Origin of the sequence: Rahnella victoriana (assembly GCF_021276285.1) — a bacterium.
In the GTDB taxonomy this organism is placed as follows: Bacteria; Pseudomonadota; Gammaproteobacteria; order Enterobacterales; family Enterobacteriaceae; genus Rahnella; species Rahnella victoriana.
This window is the reverse complement of record NZ_CP089919.1, coordinates 2,247,626-2,267,100: the sequence shown is the minus strand read 5'-3', so window position 1 is coordinate 2,267,100 and position 19,475 is coordinate 2,247,626. Positions and strand designations below refer to the sequence as shown.

The 19,475-nt window shown below is 54.6% G+C and carries 12 protein-coding genes; 7 read left to right on the top strand and 5 right to left on the bottom strand.

The genetic code is table 11. The features are described from left to right. Positions 1–195 precede the first annotated feature (195 nt). The 3 genes from malE (at position 196) to malG (ending at position 3,930) form a co-directional block, all read left to right on the top strand. Complete coding sequence (malE, locus tag J9880_RS10475; protein WP_232770420.1) at positions 196–1,395, top strand: maltose/maltodextrin ABC transporter substrate-binding protein MalE; 1,200 nt, start codon at positions 196–198, stop codon at positions 1,393–1,395. Positions 1,396–1,466: 71 nt separating this feature from the next. Continuing rightward, entirely contained in the window at positions 1,467–3,026 is a 1,560-nt protein-coding gene (malF, locus tag J9880_RS10470; RefSeq protein ID WP_119823333.1) for a maltose ABC transporter permease MalF, read from the top strand. Between the two features lie 13 nt (positions 3,027–3,039). Continuing rightward, positions 3,040–3,930, top strand: a complete 891-nt coding sequence (malG, locus tag J9880_RS10465) for a maltose ABC transporter permease MalG (RefSeq protein ID WP_095923608.1) — start codon at positions 3,040–3,042, stop codon at positions 3,928–3,930. 121 nt (positions 3,931–4,051) lie between these two features. On the opposite strand, the gene J9880_RS10460 is transcribed toward malG, so the two are convergent. The 4 genes from J9880_RS10460 to malP all read right to left on the bottom strand — a co-directional run bounded on the left by J9880_RS10460 (position 4,052) and on the right by malP (position 9,675). Then, positions 4,052–4,588 carry a HipA domain-containing protein gene (locus J9880_RS10460; protein ID WP_232770419.1) on the bottom strand — a complete coding sequence of 179 codons (537 nt, stop codon included), beginning with the start codon at positions 4,586–4,588 and terminating at the stop codon, positions 4,052–4,054. 45 nt (positions 4,589–4,633) lie between these two features. After that, entirely contained in the window at positions 4,634–4,975 is a 342-nt protein-coding gene (locus tag J9880_RS10455; RefSeq protein ID WP_095923610.1) for a helix-turn-helix domain-containing protein, read from the bottom strand. 200 nt (positions 4,976–5,175) lie between these two features. Further along, the gene (gene malQ / locus J9880_RS10450; protein WP_232770418.1) at positions 5,176–7,263 is read right to left on the bottom strand and encodes a 4-alpha-glucanotransferase; all 2,088 of its coding nucleotides are present in this window, start codon (positions 7,261–7,263) and stop codon (positions 5,176–5,178) included. Positions 7,264–7,272: 9 nt separating this feature from the next. Next, the gene (gene malP, locus J9880_RS10445) at positions 7,273–9,675 is read right to left on the bottom strand and encodes a maltodextrin phosphorylase (RefSeq protein WP_232770417.1); all 2,403 of its coding nucleotides are present in this window, start codon (positions 9,673–9,675) and stop codon (positions 7,273–7,275) included. A gap of 322 nt (positions 9,676–9,997) precedes the next feature. Between malP and malT the strand changes: the two genes are divergently transcribed. The 4 genes from malT to pdeR all read left to right on the top strand — a co-directional run bounded on the left by malT (position 9,998) and on the right by pdeR (position 18,237). Beyond that, positions 9,998–12,724 carry an HTH-type transcriptional regulator MalT gene (gene malT, locus J9880_RS10440; protein ID WP_232770416.1) on the top strand — a complete coding sequence of 909 codons (2,727 nt, stop codon included), beginning with the start codon at positions 9,998–10,000 and terminating at the stop codon, positions 12,722–12,724. A gap of 251 nt (positions 12,725–12,975) precedes the next feature. Further along, positions 12,976–13,260 (top strand): YjcB family protein, encoded by a 285-nt coding sequence (locus tag J9880_RS10435; RefSeq protein WP_095923614.1) that lies wholly within the window; start codon positions 12,976–12,978, stop codon positions 13,258–13,260. 379 nt (positions 13,261–13,639) lie between these two features. Beyond that, positions 13,640–15,937 (top strand): beta-glucosidase BglX, encoded by a 2,298-nt coding sequence (bglX, locus tag J9880_RS10430; protein WP_131693293.1) that lies wholly within the window; start codon positions 13,640–13,642, stop codon positions 15,935–15,937. 281 nt (positions 15,938–16,218) lie between these two features. Then, a complete protein-coding gene (gene pdeR, locus J9880_RS10425) occupies positions 16,219–18,237 on the top strand; it encodes a cyclic di-GMP phosphodiesterase (protein ID WP_095923616.1) in 2,019 nt (672 codons plus the stop codon). A gap of 29 nt (positions 18,238–18,266) precedes the next feature. On the opposite strand, the gene J9880_RS10420 is transcribed toward pdeR, so the two are convergent. Beyond that, a complete protein-coding gene (locus J9880_RS10420; RefSeq protein WP_095923617.1) occupies positions 18,267–19,133 on the bottom strand; it encodes a crotonase/enoyl-CoA hydratase family protein in 867 nt (288 codons plus the stop codon). Positions 19,134–19,475 lie beyond the last annotated feature (342 nt).

The following is a 19,475-nucleotide window of genomic DNA, read 5'->3' as shown; positions in this document are numbered from 1 at the left end:
ACGACGCATATTTTTGAGTGATGAACCACATAACGCCAGAGAGTGTCGGCGGGATCACATTCTGAGAGGCGGGGGCGTAGAGGGGGGGATGATGAAGCGTTGTCGGGTTGAATCCACACTGGCGTCGTACCCTGTCTTTTCCCGTCTCAGACGACAGAAAACCGACTCTTCACAGGAAATAAAAAGGATTGGATTATGACTCTCAGCATTAAAAAGATTGTTAAACAAACACTGGCACTCTCAGCGCTGGCTACGCTGGTGCTGTCATCTTCCGCGTTCGCCAAAATAGAAGAAGGAAAGCTGGTCATCTGGATCAACGGTGACAAAGGCTACAACGGCCTGGCGGAAGTCGGTAAGAAATTCGAAAAAGACACCGGCATTAAAGTCACGGTAGAACATCCGGACAAGCTGGAAGAAAAATACCCGCAAGTGGCAGCCACCGGCGGCGGCCCTGACATTATCTTCTGGGCGCATGACCGTTTTGGCGGCTACGCACAATCCGGCCTGCTGGCTGAAATCAGCCCGGATCAGACTTTCAAAGACAAACTGTTCCCGTTCACCTGGGATGCGGTCACCTTCAACGGCAAGCTGATCGGCTATCCGGTCGCGGTTGAGGCGCTGTCACTGATTTACAACAAAGACATCATTAAAGAAGCGCCAAAAACCTGGGAAGAAATCCCGGCGCTGGACAAAGAGCTGCGCGCCAAAGGCAAGAGCGCCATCATGTGGAACTTGCAGGAACCGTACTTCACCTGGCCAATCATTGCCGCTGACGGCGGTTATGCCTTCAAATATGAAAACGGCAAATACAACATCAAAGACACCGGCGTCAATAACGCAGGTTCACAGGCTGGCCTGCAATTCATCATCGATCTGGTGAAAAACAAACACATTAACGCCGACACCGATTATTCCATCGCCGAAGCCGCCTTCAACAAAGGCCAGACCGCCATGACCATCGACGGTCCGTGGGCGTGGTCAAACCTCGACAAGAGCAAAATCAACTATGGCGTAACGCTGCTGCCAAGCTTCCACGGCAAGCCGTCTAAACCGTTCGTCGGCGTCCTGACTGCCGGGATCAACGCCGCCAGCCCGAACAAAGAACTGGCGAAAGAGTTCCTGGAAAACTACCTGATCACCGACGAAGGTCTGGAGGTGGTGAATAAGGACAAACCACTGGGTGCCGTGGCGCTGAAAACCTATCAGGAACAGCTGGAAAAAGATCCGCGTATCGCTGCAACCATGGCGAACTCGAAAAACGGCGAAATCATGCCAAACATCCCGCAGATGAGCGCCTTCTGGTACGCAGAACGCAGCGCCATCATCAACGCAGTGAATGGCCGTCAGACGGTGCCGCAGGCGCTGAAAGATGTAGAAACCCGCATTACCAAGTAATGCCAGCGTTTTAGCTCAATGAACGGTACGGAGCCGACCTGCTCCGTACCGCCACTACAAGGATTGTCCCTATGCCAGTAGCCAAAAAACGGCCGTTCAGCAATGCGTTTAAGTGGCTGATCATCGCCCTGCTCGCCTGCCTGACCGGTTATCTGATCGTGCTGATGTATGCGCAGGGTGAATACCTCTTTGCCGTTCTGACCCTGATCCTTTCCGGCGTCGGCTTATACATTTATGGCAACCGCCGCGCCTATTCGTGGCGCTACGTCTACCCCGGTCTGGCCGGGATGTCGTTGTTTGTGCTGTTCCCGTTGGTCTGCACCATCGCGATTGCCTTTACTAATTACAGCAGCACCAACCAGCTGACTTTCGAGCGCGCACAGTCGGTCCTGATGGGGCGTGAATTCCAGGGCGGCAAGGCGCTGAATTTTGCGCTCTTCCCTGCTGGTGAAAAGTCTGCCGGTGATAAATGGCAACTGGCGCTGACGTCGCCGGATAACAGCGAAACGCTGGTTTCTCCGCCTTTTGCTTTCGATGCTCAGACACCGCAAACGCTGGAGATGCTGCCGCAAACCGCGCCGTCGGCTGAAAAAGCCGGGCTGCGGGTGGTGACACAAAACCGTCTGGCGCTCGGTCAGATCTCTGCAAAATTACCCGACGGTGAAACGTTGCGCATGAGTTCCCTGCGCCAGTTCTCCGGCACCCAGCCACTGTACAAACTCGGCGAAGATGAAAAACAGCTGACCAACGTACAAACCGGCACCCTTTACCGCCCGAACATGGACAGCGGTTTTTATCAGGCCGTAAATGCGCAGGGCGAATGGCAGGCTGAAAAACTCAGCCCCGGCTTTACCGTCGGCATCGGCTGGGGCAACTTCCTGCGCGTATTGCATGACGAAGGGATCCAGAAACCCTTCCTGTCGATTTTCGTCTGGACCGTGGTGTTTGCGCTGCTGACCGTGGTGCTCACCGTCGCCGTCGGCATGGTGCTGGCCTGCGTCGTGCAGTGGGAGGAGCTGAAAGGCAAGGCGGCGTACCGCATCCTGCTGATCCTGCCGTATGCCGTTCCCGCGTTCATTTCGATTCTGATTTTCAAAGGGTTATTCAACCAGAGCTTTGGTGAGATCAACCTGATGCTCAGCGCCCTGTTTGGCATCAAACCGGCGTGGTTCAGCGACCCGTGGACTGCCAAAAGCATGATCATCATCGTCAACACCTGGCTCGGTTATCCGTACATGATGATCCTGTGCATGGGCCTGCTGAAAGCCATTCCTGACGACCTTTACGAAGCGTCAGCCATGGACGGCGCGACGCCGATGCAGAACTTCTTCCGCATCACGCTGCCGCTATTGATCAAACCGCTGACCCCGCTGATGATCGCCAGCTTTGCGTTTAACTTTAATAACTTCGTGCTGATCCAGCTGCTGACCAACGGCGGCCCGGACATGCTCGGCACCACCACGCCTGCGGGTCATACCGATTTGCTGGTCAGCTACACCTACCGCATCGCCTTCGAAGGCGGCGGCGGACAGGACTTCGGGCTGGCGGCGGCGATTGCCACGCTGATCTTCCTGCTGGTAGGTGCGCTGGCTGTCGTGAACCTGAAAGCCTCACGCATGAAATTCGACTAAGGAGAAACAGACAATGCCCATGGTTAAACCTAAGTCGCAGAAAGTCAGATTGCTGGTCACGCATCTTTTACTGCTGTGTTTTCTGGCGCTGATCCTGTTCCCGCTGCTGATGGTCTTCGCCATCTCGCTGCGCCCCGGTAACTTCGCCACCGGCAGCCTGATCCCCGATCAGGTGTCGTGGGATCACTGGAAACTGGCGCTCGGCATCGCGGTCACCAACAGCGACGGCAGCATCACGCCGCCGCCGTTCCCGGTCATGTTGTGGCTGTGGAACTCGATCAAGATCGCCGGGATCACTGCGGTTGGTATCGTGGCGCTGTCCACCACCTGCGCCTACGCCTTTGCCCGCATGAAATTCCGTGGCAAAAGTTCGCTGCTCAAGGGGATGCTGATCTTCCAGATGTTCCCGGCGGTGCTGTCGCTGGTGGCGTTATACGCCCTGTTCGACCGCCTCGGCATGTACGTGCCGTTCCTCGGGCTGAACACCCACGGCGGCGTGATCTTCGCCTATATGGGCGGCATCGCCCTGCACGTCTGGACCATCAAAGGCTATTTCGAAACCATCGACGGTTCGCTGGAAGAAGCCGCCGCGCTGGACGGTGCCAGCCCGTGGCAGGCGTTCCGGCTGGTGCTGCTGCCGCTGTCCGTGCCGATTCTGGCGGTGGTATTTATTCTGTCGTTTATCGCGGCCATCACCGAAGTGCCGGTGGCGTCTTTACTGCTGCGTGATGTGAACAGCTACACCCTGGCAGTGGGTATGCAGCAATATCTGAACCCGCAAAACTACCTGTGGGGCGATTTCGCGGCAGCCGCCATATTGTCCGCTATCCCGATTACGGCAGTGTTCCTGATTGCTCAACGATGGCTGGTCGGCGGCTTAACGGCAGGCGGTGTGAAAGGTTAACGGTAAGGCTAATGCGCTTTGTAATACTTGATCAATTCCCTGTGTCTTGGGCGGCTGAATAAGCCGCCTTTTTTTATTACATCCTCTGAATTCTAATAATGAACTCAATCATTTATAAGACTTAATCGCAAAGCCCAAGCTCTTTTCCTCCGATTTCACGAATATGCCTGAAGGCACTTTTTACCGAATCAATATCCTGCCCGCCTACCGCAAATTCCTCGAAACAATTACGCCATTCGCGAACCGCTTTCCACACTGAATCAATTTCATTGATCGCCAGCTGGCGGCTGAGGCCAAAACGCTCAGACCAGGAAACCGCATTAATCAATGTTGCTTCCCGGCCAAACTGGCCCACACCTAAATGCAGAAGACGAGAATAAGTGCCACTTGGGCGCGGAACAACGTCATATAAAGGGCTGAGACGCCATGCCAGAGAAACAGATTGCGGGGGTTCCTGACACTCAGAAACTGCCAACTGAGCGGGATCATCCATCAGAATAAAACCATGATTTCTTAAATGATCATCGTCGTTGTTAATTAAAATATTAAATATCATTCGTTTAAACAGCTCAGTTAAATCCTGCTGAAGAAACTTTGCGTTCAGATGCATTCTCATGGCATCAGCCATATCCGCATAACTGCTTTTCGGTGAGTCCATCTCATGCAAGTCCATGAATGTCAGCGCGGAATTAAAAAAGTGCTTTCAGAAGTCATAATCTTTAAGTTCCCTCTCGGATAATGCACGGGCGCGCTGAGGTCTGATTTTCTCATTCATCGACTGTACGACGTTGTCTTCCCCTGATAAGAGGTCGGCCAAAGTTACTCCCGGACGAATGGCATCGAGATAACGCAGAATTTGTCCTATTGCGACACTTGTATCTCCATTCTCAATCCTGCTGACAGTATTTCTGCCAAGGTTGGCTCGCACCGCTGCTTCGGATTGCGTCATCTTTCGTGCAATCCGGCTTTCAGCGAGCAAGCGTCCCATTTCGCGGAGTTGCTGCAAAAGATTTTCCGATACCAGCAAAGATTGAGAACGTTTCATATTGCACCTTAAAATAAACATTATGTCATTAGTGATTACTTTAAGGTGCAATGAAAACTAAGCAAGATAAAGTTTGGAGTGCTGCGGAAAGCCTGACCGCAGTCTTTATCCGGGTTTTGTTATTGGTTGATTTATAAGCACAAATAAAAAAGGAGCACTCCCTCACGGCAGCACTCCCTTTTTCACTTCTGTTTTAAACCTCAGCTTACCGACACTTTCCGGCGGCGTTTATCGAGGTCTTTAATCAGCTTATTCACCTGCTCGTCAGCGAACATCTCTTCGAGCGTGTGGGACAACTTACGGCGCCAGTTCGGGTATTCGTCGCTGGTGCCGGGCAAGTTGACCGGTGCGTCCATGTCCAGCCAGTCTTCCGGTTGCAGGCCGAGCAAGGCACAGGCGCTGTCGGCGACGTAACGTTGCAGGCCACGGTTCAGTACCGGGGTCATTTCCATCAGTGCCGCTTTGCGTCCGGTTTTCTTCGGGATGCAGTCGTAATGATGTAAACCGTCGAGCAGCCCCTGACGCGCACGGGCGCGGTCGGCGTACAGCTCCTGCAAAACGGCTTCGTCACGGTATAAACCGAGCGTTTTACCCAGCGCCAGATCGTCGCTTTGCCAGTAACCGCGCAGCGTCGGCAGGTCATGCGTGGTGATGGTTGCCATCGCCTGCACCGGATACGACTGCGGCGCACGAAAGTTGTTTTCCTCATCGCGCTCGAAATACAGCACCTTATAGGAATACACGCCGCCTTCGCGCAGCTTACTGACGATTTCCACCGGCACGGTGCCCAGATCCTCGCCGATCACCATGCAGCGGTGACGCTGACTTTCCAGCGCCAGGATCGCCAGCAGATCGTCCACCGGATATTGCACATAGGCGCCTTTATCCGCCGTTTCACCGGCCGGGATCCACCACAGGCGCAGCAGGGTCATCACATGATCGATACGCAACGCCCCGCAACTGGTCATGTTGGAACGCAGAAGATCGATAAACGGCTGATAGCCGCGTCTGACCATCACGTGCGGATCCATCGGACGCAGATCCCAGTTCTGGCCGAGCGGACCGAGAATGTCCGGCGGTGCGCCAACGGAGGCTTTCAGGCAATAGAGTTCGCCGTCGCCCCAGGTTTCAGACCCGCCCTGCACCACGCCAACCGCCAGATCACGATACAGCCCCATCGGCATCTCGTGTTGCTGGCTGGTGTGATAGCACTGCGTAAACTGGGTTTCCGCCAGCCATTGCAGCCACAGGTAAAACTCCACGTCCTGCGCATGTTGTTCGCAGAAAGCGCGCACGGCCGGGCCGCGGGCATCATGGTATTTTTCCGGCCAGCGGTTCCAGCCCAGCGCCACATCGCTCTCCTGCGCCAGATGCTCGTACAGCGCATCAAACGCCGCCTGTAAATACAGACTTTCACCGCCCTGTTTGACGAAATGGCGCAGGGATTTCACCTGCGGATCCTGCGCCTTACGGCTCTGGAAATGCGCGTAAGCCAGACGCAGACCTTCTAATTTCAGCGGCATGACGCTGGCGTAATCCACCCAGTCGTTGGCGCGGACGGCCTGCAAACGCTGTTGCGTCACCGGCTGATGCCACCACTGTTGCGCCGCGTCGCTGAGACGAAAATCCTCCACCGCGCTGACGTCGATATAAATCACGTTCAGCCAGCGGCGGGACGACGGACTGTACGGGCTGGCCGCCACCGGATTGGCCGGATACAGCGCGTGGATCGGGTTCAGCCCGACAAACGCGCCACCGCGTTCGGCGACGTTTTTCAGCATCAGATTCAGATCGCCGAAATCGCCGATGCCCCAGTTGTTCTCCGAGCGCAGCGTATAAAGCTGCACGCAGGCGCCCCACAGTTTTTTACCGGCCAGCAGGGCGTCCGGTTCGTAACAGCGTTTCGGCGCGACAATCACCCGGCAATCCCACTGCTGTGCATCCTGCTTCAGCGTCAGCTGGTGATAACCGGTTGGGATTTTGCCCGGCAGCGCCAGCGTCATTTTGCCGCTGATGCGCCCGCTCTGCGTGGTGCCGCTTTCCAGTTTCAGTGTCCAGGCATACTCGCCTTCCCCGCCGACCGGCAATGCCAGACGGCTGCCGGTGACGAACACTTTGACCGCCGGGACCGGCGTGGCCGCCGGGCGTTTACCGGCCACCCAGCCCATCGCCGACAACAGTTCACGCTTGGTTTCAGGGGCAATCGCCTGCTGCTTGCCATGCGCGTTAATGAAGCCTGAGGCAATCCCCGCCTCTCTGGCCGCCTGTTCCAGTGCTTTGTTCTCCATGCGGACTCCTTATCGCTTCGCCTGCCAGATCCGCTGCTGATAATCGCGGATCGAACGGTCGGAACTGAACATCCCTACGCGGGCCGTGTTGAGGATTGTTTTACGCGTCCACTCATCCTGATCGCGATACAGCACGTCCACTTTCTGCTGCGCCGCGCAGTAATCCGCAAAGTCCGCCAGCACCAGATACGGATCGCCGCCGCCCAGCAGGCTGTCGAGCATCAGGCTGAACGCCTGCTTGTCGCCATCGCTGAAGAAGCCGTTTTCCAGTTCTTTAAGGATCTTATCCAGATGCTTGTCTTTCTTACGGATTTTCAGCGGATCGTAACCTTTAGCCTGCAAGGCTTTTACCTGATCGACGGTATTGCCGAAGATGAAGATGTTGTCTTCCCCGACCTCTTCGGCGATCTCGACGTTCGCTCCGTCGAGCGTGCCGACGGTCAGCGCGCCGTTCAGCGCCAGCTTCATGTTGCCGGTGCCGGACGCTTCTTTACCGGCAGTCGAAATCTGCTCGGACACGTCAGCCGCCGGGATCATCAGTTCGGCCACGGACACGCGGTAATCCGGGATAAACACCACTTTGATGCGGTCGCGGACCCGCGGATCGTTATTCACTTTTTCCGCCACTTTGTTGATGGCGTAAATGATGTTTTTCGCCAGGTAATAACCCGGTGCGGCTTTCGCGCCGAACAGGAAGACGCGCGGCACCATGTCCATGTCCGGGTTATCGCGCAACTGGCGGTACAGCGACAAAATGTGCAGCAGGTTGAGATGCTGACGTTTGTATTCGTGCAGGCGTTTGATCTGCACGTCGAAAATCGCGTCCGGGTTGAGCGTCAGCCCCATGACGTTTTTGACGTAACCGGCCAGTTTGATTTTGTTCTGGCGCTTAATCGCCTGATAACGCTGACGGAATTTTTTATTCTCCGCAGAACTTTCCAGCCCTTTCAGCGCATCGAGATTGTTCACCCATTCGGTTTTCAGCGTGTCGTCAATCAGCGAAGACAACGCCGGGTTGCACTGTTTCAGCCAGCGGCGTGGCGTAATGCCGTTGGTGACGTTATGGAATTTGTTCGGCCACAACTGGTGATATTCCGGGAACAGATCCTTCACCACCAGCTCGGAATGCAGCGCCGCGACACCGTTCACCGCAAAACCGCTGACCACGCACAGATTGGCCATGCGTACCTGTTTGTTCTGGTGAACTGACAGTTTCTCCCACACTGCTTTGTCGCCCGGCCACTGTTTGTCGACCACTTTTTTGAAGCGGGCGTTGATGGCTTTGATCAGCGAGAAATGGCGCGGCAGCAGGCTGCGCACCAGTTTTTCATCCCAGCACTCCAGCGCTTCCGGCATCAGCGTGTGGTTGGTGTAGGCAAACGTCTGGCTGGTGATCGCCCAGGCGGCGTCCCATTCCAGCTGGTGTTCGTCGAGCAAAATACGCAGCAGTTCAGGAATGGCGATGGTCGGGTGCGTGTCGTTGAGCTGGATGACTTCGAATTTCGGTAAATCTTCAATTTTGCGGCCGAGGAAATGATGACGGCGCAGGATATCGCCGACGGAACAGGCGCACTGGAAATACTGCTGCATCAGGCGCAGGCGTTTACCGGCGTCATGATTGTCGTTCGGATACAGCACTTTGGTGAGCTTCGCGGCATCAATGCCTTTCTGCTCCGCTTTGAGGAATTCGCCGTCGTTAAACAGCGTCAGGTCAAACGGATGCACGTCGGTGGCCTGCCACAGACGCAGCGGCTGGGTGACTCCGTTTTGGTAACCGACCACCGGCAGATCCCAGGCTTCACCGCGCAGGGTGAACGCCGGATGCCACTGTTCTTCGCCCTTTTCGTTTTTCGTCAGCTTGCCGCCAAAGGCGACATCGACGGACAGCGCGCTGTTGTGGCGGAACCACGGATAGCTTTCGCGGTGCCAGTTATCCGGCGCTTCCTGCTGTTTGCCTTCGCTGAAGGACTGACGGAATAAACCGTACTGATAATTCAGGCCGTAGCCGGTCGCCGGTTGCCCGACGGTGGCCATCGAATCGAGGAAACAGGCCGCCAGACGGCCTAATCCGCCATTCCCCAGCGCCGGATCGGTTTCCTGCTCCAGCACGTCAGCCAGCTCGACGCCCTGTTCTTTCAGCGCCTGACTGACCGTGTCATACCAGCCGAGATTAATCAGGTTATTCGCGGTCAGGCGCCCGATCAGGAATTCCATCGAAATGTAGTTAACGTGGCGCTGCGGCTGTTTCGTGGCTTCTGGCGCGGGCTGGGCGCTCAGTTGTTCGGATAATGCGGCACTGGTGGCCTGCCACCACTGATGCGGAGTCATATCCTGTGCCTGTTGCAAACCGAACCCCTGCCACTGGCGTTTCAGCGCGGCTAAAAACTGTGTCTTATCCAAAGTCACCTGCATCACATGCCTCTTTATCCGAAAATTTGTTGGGAAAGTCTGATGTTGATTATCACTATGCTGACGCGTGTGTCGGTGAGCAGCATCATCCCGCCAAAGATTAGGCAGGGAGGAGAAACGGGGCGTAGCCGGAGGAGACGGGGCATCAGGGCGAATGCCTGAAAATTTGTATTAAGAAGTGTGATGCAGAGCAACTTAACGGCATGTAAAAACGTAACATTCTTGCAATCAATGTTTCAAAGGAGGACTTTAGAAAAAGTGATTAATTACACGCTGTGAAATAAATAACGCCCCTTCTGTCTTTCTGTCAAAAGAATCGAAAAAAATGCTGATCCCGTCAAAATTGAGCCGCCCGGTGCGGCAGCAAAATACAGTGGTTCGCGAGCGTCTTCTGGCGAAGCTCTCGACTGCGCCCAATTATCGTCTGACCCTGGTTGCCAGTCCGGCAGGCTATGGCAAAACGACGCTGGTGGCGCACTGGGCAGCAGGTAAAAGCGATCTCGGCTGGTATTCTCTCGATGAAAGCGACAACCAGCCGGAGCGGTTTGCCAGCTATCTGATTGCGGCGGTACAGCAGGCGTGCGGCGGACATTGCGTGAAAAGCGAGGCGCTGAGCCTCAAGCATCAGTACGCCAGTTTACCGGCGCTGTTTGCCCAGCTTTTTGTCGAGCTTTCCGACTGGCATAGCCCGCTGTTGCTGGTCATTGACGATTATCATCTGATTTCCAATGACGCCATTCATGAAGGCATGCGTTTTTTCCTGCGTCACCAGCCGGAGAACCTGTCGCTGGTGGTGCTCTCGCGCACCCTGCCGCCGCTGGGCATCGCCAATATGCGTGTGCGGGATCAACTGCTGGAACTCAACGCCTCGCATCTGGCGTTTACCCATCCCGAAACCCAGCAGTTTTTCGATAACCGGCTGAAAGACCCGATTGATCAGGCAGACAGCGGACGCCTTTGTGATGAAGTCGCAGGCTGGGCCACCGCGCTCCAGCTGATCGCCCTGTCGGCACGCCAGTCCTCCCACTCTTCACAGCATTCGACCCAGCAATCCGCGCGCAAACTGGCCGGACTCAATGCCAGTCATCTGTCGGAATATCTGGTGGATGAAGTGCTGAATCGCGTTGACGCGCCGACCCGTGACTTTTTACTGCGCTGCTCGCTGCTGCGCTCAATGAATGATGCGCTGATCGTGCGCCTGACCGGCAGCGAAAATGGTCAGCAGCGTCTGGAAGAACTGGAGCGTCAGGGATTATTCATCAACCGGATGGATGACAGCGGCGAATGGTTTAACTTCCACCCGCTGTTTGCCACTTTCCTGCGCCAGCGTTGTCAGTGGGAACTGGCGACCGAACTGCCCGCCATTCACCGCGCGGCGGCAGAAGGCTGGCTGGCGCAAGGCTTCCCGGCCGAAGCCATTCATCACGCGCTGGGGGCGGAAGACACCAATATGCTGCGCGATATTCTGCTGCAACATGCCTGGTCGTTGTTCAATCAGAGCGAACTGGCGTTGCTGGAAGAGTGTCTGGCGGCGCTGCCTTACGACCGGCTGATCCAGAACCCGAAACTGGTGTTGTTACAGGCGTGGCTGGCGCAAAGTCAGCACCGTTATGCCGAAGTGGAAGCCTTGCTGGTGCGCGCGGAAAGCGAAATGCAGCAGCGCAATATCGTCATGGAACAGGAACTGGCGGCAGAATTTGATGCCCTGCGCGCGCAGGTGGCGATCAACGATGGCCGTCAGGATGAGGCGGAAAAACTGGCCGCCGACGCCCTGCGTTATCTGCCGTATGAAAGTTATTACAGCCGCATTGTGGCGACGTCGGTCACCGGCGAAATCCAGCACTGCAAAGGCGATCTGACCCGCGCCCTGCCGCTGATGCAGCAAACCGAACAGATTGCCCGCCGCTACGAGGCCTATCATTACGCCCTCTGGGCGCTGTTGCAGCAGAGTGAAATCCTGATTGCACAGGGCTTTTTGCAGGCCGCGTTCGAGATGCAGGATCGCGCCTTTGAACTGGTGCGCGAACAGCATCTTGAGCAGTTGCCGATGCACGAATTTTTACTGCGTCTGCGTTCACAACTGCTGTGGTCGTGGTCGCGCCTTGATGACGCCGAAGAAGCCGCCCGTCAGGGGCTGAGCGTGCTGACTAACTTCCAGCCGCAACAGCAGTTGCAGTGTCTGGCGATGCTGGCGAAATGCTCGCTGGCGCGGGGTCAGCTCGACAATGCCCATCATCATCTCCAACGCTGCGAAACGCTGCTGAAAACCGGTCAATATCATATCGACTGGCTGACCAATACCGACAAGCCGCGGGTGATTTACTGGCAGATGATCGGCGATAAAACCGCGGCGCGGCAGTGGCTGCAACAGGCGCGCAAACCCGACATGGCCGACAACCATTTCCAGCAAGGCCAGTGGCGCAATATTGCCCGCGTGCAGATTTTGCTGGAGAAGTTTGATGAAGCCGAAGTGGTGCTTGATGAACTGAATCAGAACGCCCGCCAGTTGCGCCTGACCAGTGATCTCAACCGTAACCTGCTGCTGAGCAATTTGCTGTACTGGCATACCGGCCGTAAAAGTGATGCCCAGCGGGTGCTGATTGAAGCCCTGACGCTGGCGAACCGCACCGGTTTTGTCAGCCATTTCGTCATTGAAGGCGAAATGATGGCGCAACAGCTGCGTCAGCTGATCCAGCTCAATCTGCTGCCGGAACTGGAACAGCGTCGCGCCCAGCAAATTCTGCGCGAAATTAACCAACATCATCGCCATAAGTTTGCCCATTTCGACGAAGGCTTCGTGAACAAACTGCTGACCCATCCGCAGGTGCCGGAACTGATCCGCACCAGCCCGCTGACTCAGCGCGAATGGCAGGTTCTGGGGCTGATCTACTCCGGTTACAGCAATGACCAGATTGCCGGTGAGCTGGACGTGGCCTCCACCACCATCAAAACGCACATCCGAAATCTGTATCAGAAACTGGGCGTCGCACACCGTCAGGAAGCGGTGCAGCAGGCGCAGCATCTGTTACAGGTCATGGGGTACGGCGCGTAAATTCCCTTCAACAATCCCGGTGATATTTCTACTTTTCATAACACATCAGCGAAATAAGTTGATGTGTTATGCCTATTTTTCATTAGCGAACATTTTTCGCTCAAAAATAAAATCCGGTGATATAATGTGACCATCATCACATTTTTGTAATTCACCATTTCTTCAGTAAAGCCCGGTGCCAACCCGTTGTCGCAGCCTTCCGGCTGATTGTGGCTTCGCGCAAGCGGCTGTAGTGAGTAAGGATTTTATCGATGGGTACATTAACTGCCGGGATTTTAATGATGCGCTGGGAACTGCTGAGCGCCTTTTTGATGTTCTGCACCAGCCAGCTGAATATTGTGTGTCGCCAGTCCAGCCGGAATACCATGGCTTTCGTTTGCAGTGGTGTCGGTCTGACCGTGACCTGCTTCTTCGTCATGAGCCTGATGGGCATGAGCTACGATGCCGCCGCCGTGGCGCAATTCTGGGCAAACACCAAAGACGTCTTCTTTGACGTGATGAGCAAAACCCCGACCGATATGTCTTACTACTATTAATCCGATGACCTGAACGGTTATTGCGAATTATGCCCGGGCAGAACAATGCGTTCTGCCTTTTTTATTGCCTGTCCTTTTCCCTGCCGCCGCATTGATGTTTATTTGTTCAGCGGTATATCACCTAATCCTAAATTTAAAAATTTGCGTGGCATATCGACTGTCTTCTTGTATCTGTCATGCGGATTACCTGTAAATTGCAGACTGTCCCGAAGGATAAAAAGATATTGTGCGCAGGCCATAAACTATTCATTGCTAATAGTTGAACGGTCGTATTAGATTCTCACATTATGTTTTTCTTAGAATGATCATTGCTTTGTTTGCTTCAGGCTGCTGAATTTTCTCTGATTTGGCTCCCCTGCTTATGGCTGAAGGAATTCCGATGAATACGCATCACATGCTTGGCGCGTTCGTGTTACTGGTAAGTTCTGCTTCTACATTTGCCGTTGAAACAACGGGTATCCCTCAGGATCAGGTAAAAGAGCGCAATGCGTTCATTGCCGACCTGATGAAAAAAATGACCCTCGATGAAAAAATCGGTCAGCTGAATCTGGTGACTGTGGGGACGGATTATCCGAAAGAAGCCATCATGGCCGATATCCGCGCCGGTAAAGTCGGCGGTGTGTTTAACACGGTGACCAAACCCGATATACGTCGTCTTCAGGACGAAGTGAAATACAGCCGCCTGAAAATTCCTCCTTTCTATGCCTATGACGTGGTCCACGGCCAGCGCACGATTTTCCCGATCAGCCTTGGCCTTGCCGCCAGCTGGGATATGCAAGCCGTCGCCACCAGCGCCCGTATTTCTGCGCTGGAAACCGCCGCTGATGGTCTGAACATGACCTTCTCGCCGATGGTGGATATCACCCGTGATCCGCGCTGGGGCCGTGTGTCCGAAGGCTTTGGCGAAGATACCTACCTGACCTCGCGTCTCGCTCATGAAATGGTTACCGGTTATCAGGGCAAAGACCCGTCTGCGCCGGACGCCGTGATGGCTAACGTCAAACACTATGCGCTGTACGGTGCCGTCGAAGGTGGCCGCGAATACAACACCGTGGACATGAGCCTGACCCGCATGTTCAACGATTACATGCCGCCTTATAAAGCAGCAGTCGATGCCGGTGCCGGTGGGGTGATGGTGGCGCTGAACAGCGTGAACGGCATTCCTGCCACCTCAAACACCTGGCTGCTGAAAGATATCCTGCGCGACGACTGGCAGTTCAAGGGCCTCACCGTCAGCGACCACGGCGCCATCGGCGGGCTGGTCAAACACGGCGTGGCCGAAGACGATCGTCAGGCGGCCGCCATGGCGCTGAAAGCCGGTGTCGATATGGACATGGCCGACAATATGTACGGTAAGTACCTGAAAGGTTTACTCGCCGACGGTCTGGTCAGCCAGCAAGACATTGACCGCGCCGTGCGTGACGTCCTGGCCGCGAAATGGGACATGGGGCTGTTTGTCGATGAATATCGCCATTTAGGCCCGCAGTCGAGTGACCCGGCAGACACCAACGCTGAAAGCCGTCTGCATCGTCAGGAAGCCCGCGAAGTGGCGCGGACCTCGCTGGTGCTGCTGAAAAATAGCAACCAGACATTGCCGTTACAGAAAAAAGGCACCATTGCCGTGATCGGCGCGCTTGCAGACAGCAAACGCGACGTGATGGGGAGCTGGTCAGCAGCCGGTAAAGCGGCACAGGCCGTGACCGTGTTGCAGGGCATGAAAGACGTGCTCGGCGATCAGGGCACTATCTTGTATGCGCGTGGCGCGAACGTCACCAACGATCAGGGAATGGTGGATTTCCTCAACTCTTACGACAAACAAGTGATCAACGATCCGCGTAAACCGCAGGAAATGATCGACGAAGCGGTGAAAACGGCGGAGAAATCTGACGTCGTGGTCGCGGTAGTGGGCGAAGCGCAGGGCATGGCACACGAAGCCTCCAGCCGTTCTGACATCAACATTCCGCAGAGCCAGCGTGACCTGCTGAAAGCCCTGAAAGCCACCGGTAAACCGCTGGTGATCGTGCTGATGAATGGCCGTCCGCTGACGCTGACATGGGAGAATGAGATCTCTGACGCCATGCTGGAAACCTGGTTCAGCGGCACCGAAGGCGGCCATGCCATTGCCGATGTCCTGTTTGGCGATTACAACCCGTCCGGCAAATTGCCAATGACCTTCCCGCGCTCTGTCGGGCAAATCCCGCTGTATAACAGCGTGCTCAATACCGGTCGTCCGTTTAATGCGCAGCATCCGGATAAATACACCACCCGTTATTTCGATATCACTAACGGTCCGCTGTTCCCGTTTGGCTATGGCCTGAGCTACACCAGCTTCAGCGTCTCTGACGTGAGTGTGTCCTCTTCCACCATGGATGCGAAACATCCGCTGACCGCCAGCGTAACGGTGAAAAACACCGGTAAAGTCAGCGGCGCGACCATTGTGCAGATGTACCTGCAGGATGTGACCGCTTCGATCAGTCGTCCGGTGAAAGAGCTGAAGAACTTCGAAAAAATCAATCTGCAACCGGGCGAAGAGAAAATCGTTACATTTGCGATCAATGAAAAAGATTTACGTTTCTACAACGACAAGTTGAAATGGGCGTCTGAACCTGGAAAGTTCAATGTATTCGTAGGGTTAGATTCTCAGGATGTGAAACAAAGCAGCTTCCTGCTGAAATAATACACCGGGCCTGAAATCAGGCCCGGAACACAGTCACAAACCTTCTCTCACAGGCGGACATCCGGCAACGGTGCCCGCCTGTTCTGAGCAGTAATTTCTGTCTGGCGACTGGATATATAACCGACAGTTGCTAACCTTAAATTCAATGTGTTACGCCCTCCTGACCTGATCCGCGCTTGCGGAGCGGTGCGGGTGTGCTGAACAGAGTAAGCTCCGTCTGTGCTGACTGTCGCCATGTCGCCACACTGGCGGCGTATAGCGTTCTTTGCGGAGAAACATTCATGGTCGACTCTCAAGATGCCTCCATCTTGTACCTGCATTTTGGTACACCCCGCCCTTATTGGCGACTGGGTTCAGACAGCAATGCCCTGGAGTTATCCGCAGAGAAAGGCGTCGTCAATGTTGCTATCCCCCTGACGCAGTGGCAGGCCGGGAAAATCCGCCAACTGACCGGCATTACCTCCAGTTTTACCCTGGATATCACCTTATTCGGTTCTCCCGTTCGCCTGTACCTTGTCGGGCGAAAAATCGACAGCAAAGCCTGGGCGGGTACCGCATCTGCGTATCAGGATACGGAATCGGTCGCGCACGATCTTGAAGTCGGCCTGACCTTCGCGGAACAGGTAGTTTCCGAAGCCAATTCCGTGATCGTGATTATCGATCAGGAGGGCAAAATCCACCGTTTTAACCGCCTGAGCGAAGAATATACCGGCCTGCGTGAAGAAGATGTCATCGGGCGCAGCGCCTATGACTTATTCATGTCGATGGAAGAAGGGCTGGCCTCGCGTCAGAACATCAATGGTTTTTTTCAGCATCAGCAATCTTATGAAGTTGAGCGTTGGATCAACACCGTCAAAGGCCAGCGGCTGTTTCTGTTTCGCAATAAATTCGTGCACAGCGGCAGCGGAAAACAGCAAAAATACCTGATCTGCTCGGGTTCTGATATTACCGACGAGCGCAAGGCGCAGGAACGTTTACGCGTACTGGCGAACACCGATCTGGTCACCGGTTTTGCTAACCGTAATGCCTTACAGGAATCGCTGGCGAAAGCCTTACTTGAACGCGGCGAAAGCAAGGTCGGCCTGATCTATCTCGATCTGGATAACTTCAAAAAGGTGAACGACGCCTACGGCCATATGTTTGGCGATCACCTGCTGCGCGCGGTCTCCGATGCCATTCAGGATTGTCTGTCGCCGAACGATAAACTGGCGCGACTGGGCGGCGATGAATTCATTATTCTTAGCCTCCACGCTGATCTCAGCACGCTGGAAGAACTCAGCCGGCGGGTGCTGCGCAGGCTGAGCCTGCCGTTTCGTATCGGACTGATTGAAGTCTATACCGGCTGTTCCGGCGGTATCGCCATTTGCCCGGAACACGGCACCGACGGCGATACGCTGTTGCAGAATGCCGATACCGCCATGTATGTGGCAAAGGAAAAAGGCAAAAACGCCCACTGCGTTTTTTCGCCGGGCATGAACGAGAAAGCCTCGGAATACATGTGGTTAGATACCCATCTGCGTAAGGCGCTGGTGGAGAAAGATCAGCTGGTGTTGCACTATCAGCCGAAAGTCTCGCTGTACGGCACAGTGCAAAGTGTCGAAGCATTGCTGCGCTGGAATTCGCCGGAACGCGGCCTCATTCAGCCACAAAGTTTTATTCCCTATGCGGAAGAATCCGGTCTGATCACGCCGATCGGCAAATGGGTGATTGAAACCGCCACCCGTCAGGCAACGGAATGGCAGAAGAAAGGGCTGAACCTGCGTGTTGCAGTGAATCTTTCCGGGCGGCAGCTCAATAACGGATCCTTTATCACCACGCTGTCGGAAGCGATGAAAAAAGCCGGTATGAAAGGCTGTCTGCTGGATTTTGAGCTGACGGAAAGTTGTCTGGTGGAAGATGAAGGTTCCGCAGTCAGCATGATCAATCAGCTGCATAAACTTGGCGCGCAGGTGCATCTGGATGATTTCGGCACCGGTTATTCCTCGTTGTCGCAACTGGCGCGCATCCCCCTCGACTGCATCAAGCTGGATCAAAGTTTTATTCGCGGCATCAATGACAATCCGGTGTCTCAGGCGCTGGTGCGGGCGATCGTGGCCGTGGCAAAAACCCTGCAACTGACCGTGGTGGCGGAAGGGGTGGAAACGGCGGAAGAAGAGAAACTGATTGACGAAATTGGTGTGGACAGCAAACAGGGATTTCTTTACGCCAAGCCAATGCCCGCGGCTGAGCTGGAGCACTGGCTTGAGGAAAAAAGTGTTGCTTCACCCAATGTGTTTAAACATAAAGCAAAACAGAAATAGCGCCAGTGACGGGCTGTTTCTGCCTGCTGCTAGCCGGTTTTACGCAATGATGCCGTATGCCGGTTTTGCAGCATGACCAGACGCTCCATATAACTCAGATCTTTCTCCTCCAGCGTAAACGCCGCATCCACCCAGTCCTCCGTAATATCCATCAGTTCTGAACGTGACAGTTGCAGCACACGCTGACGTGCGCGGATCATCGCCCGTATGCCGTTGAGTTTGGGCCGCAGGACATCCATAAAGGTACGGGTCGCGTTGAACGCTTCCCCCGGCTGGAACAGCACATCCACCAGCCCGCGGCTTTCAAACCATTCCGCCGTGTGTGACTCGCCGGTAGAGATCAGTTCCTCCGCCAGCTTCATGCCCGCCTTGCGGGAAACCAGCGAATACCCGCCCATACCGGGGAACAGGTTAAAGGCGATTTCAGGGAAACCCATCCGCGCGGTGTTCTGCGCCAGCACATAATGGTGCGCCAGAGCCGCCTCAAACCCGCCACCGAGCGCCGTACCTTCAATCATCGACAAACTGATCGCGCCCACATCAAACCCGCGTGCGGCGGCGTGAACGCAGTCCACACAGGATCGGGCGTAAGCACGTAACGCCTCGCGTTTGTTGTTGACGATAGAGTCCACGAAGAAACTCAAATCCCCGCCGACATTGTACATATTGGGCACCAGGGAGCCGGTGACCCAAAAGTCAAAACGCAATCCCGATGCTTTGGCGGCATAGGTCAGCGTCATAATGTCTTCGATAAGTTCCTGATTGAAACACGGACGTGGATAAGACCTGAGCATCATCCACATGACATTACGCCCTTCTTCATAATAGGCTGCAATTTGGGACAAATGCCCGGCTTCGGTAAACGGGCGGCAGGCTGTATGGTCAATAAGATTCATAGTATATATCCAGGTTAGGAATGAATTTTTAGGGTGAAGCAGCTCCAGCCTAGTCCAGCTCTAACCCGAACTGAATCGATTCGATATGCTTTTATAAAAATAATCCTAACCGGCACTGTCCGGTAAAAAATTGTTAAAAATAAACAACCTGCGAACAATCAATATTGTGTAAAAACAAAGAAATAATGTTTTTATCTGCTATGTTGTGCCGTTTGAACCTCGCAAAAATAACCCGATTTAATTAAATAACTCTGATTAATAATATGCGGAATAGTTAATTAACCCTCAGCGATCGGCGCGGAGTGATACATATCACAGTCATTGCACGCTGACTTTCCAATT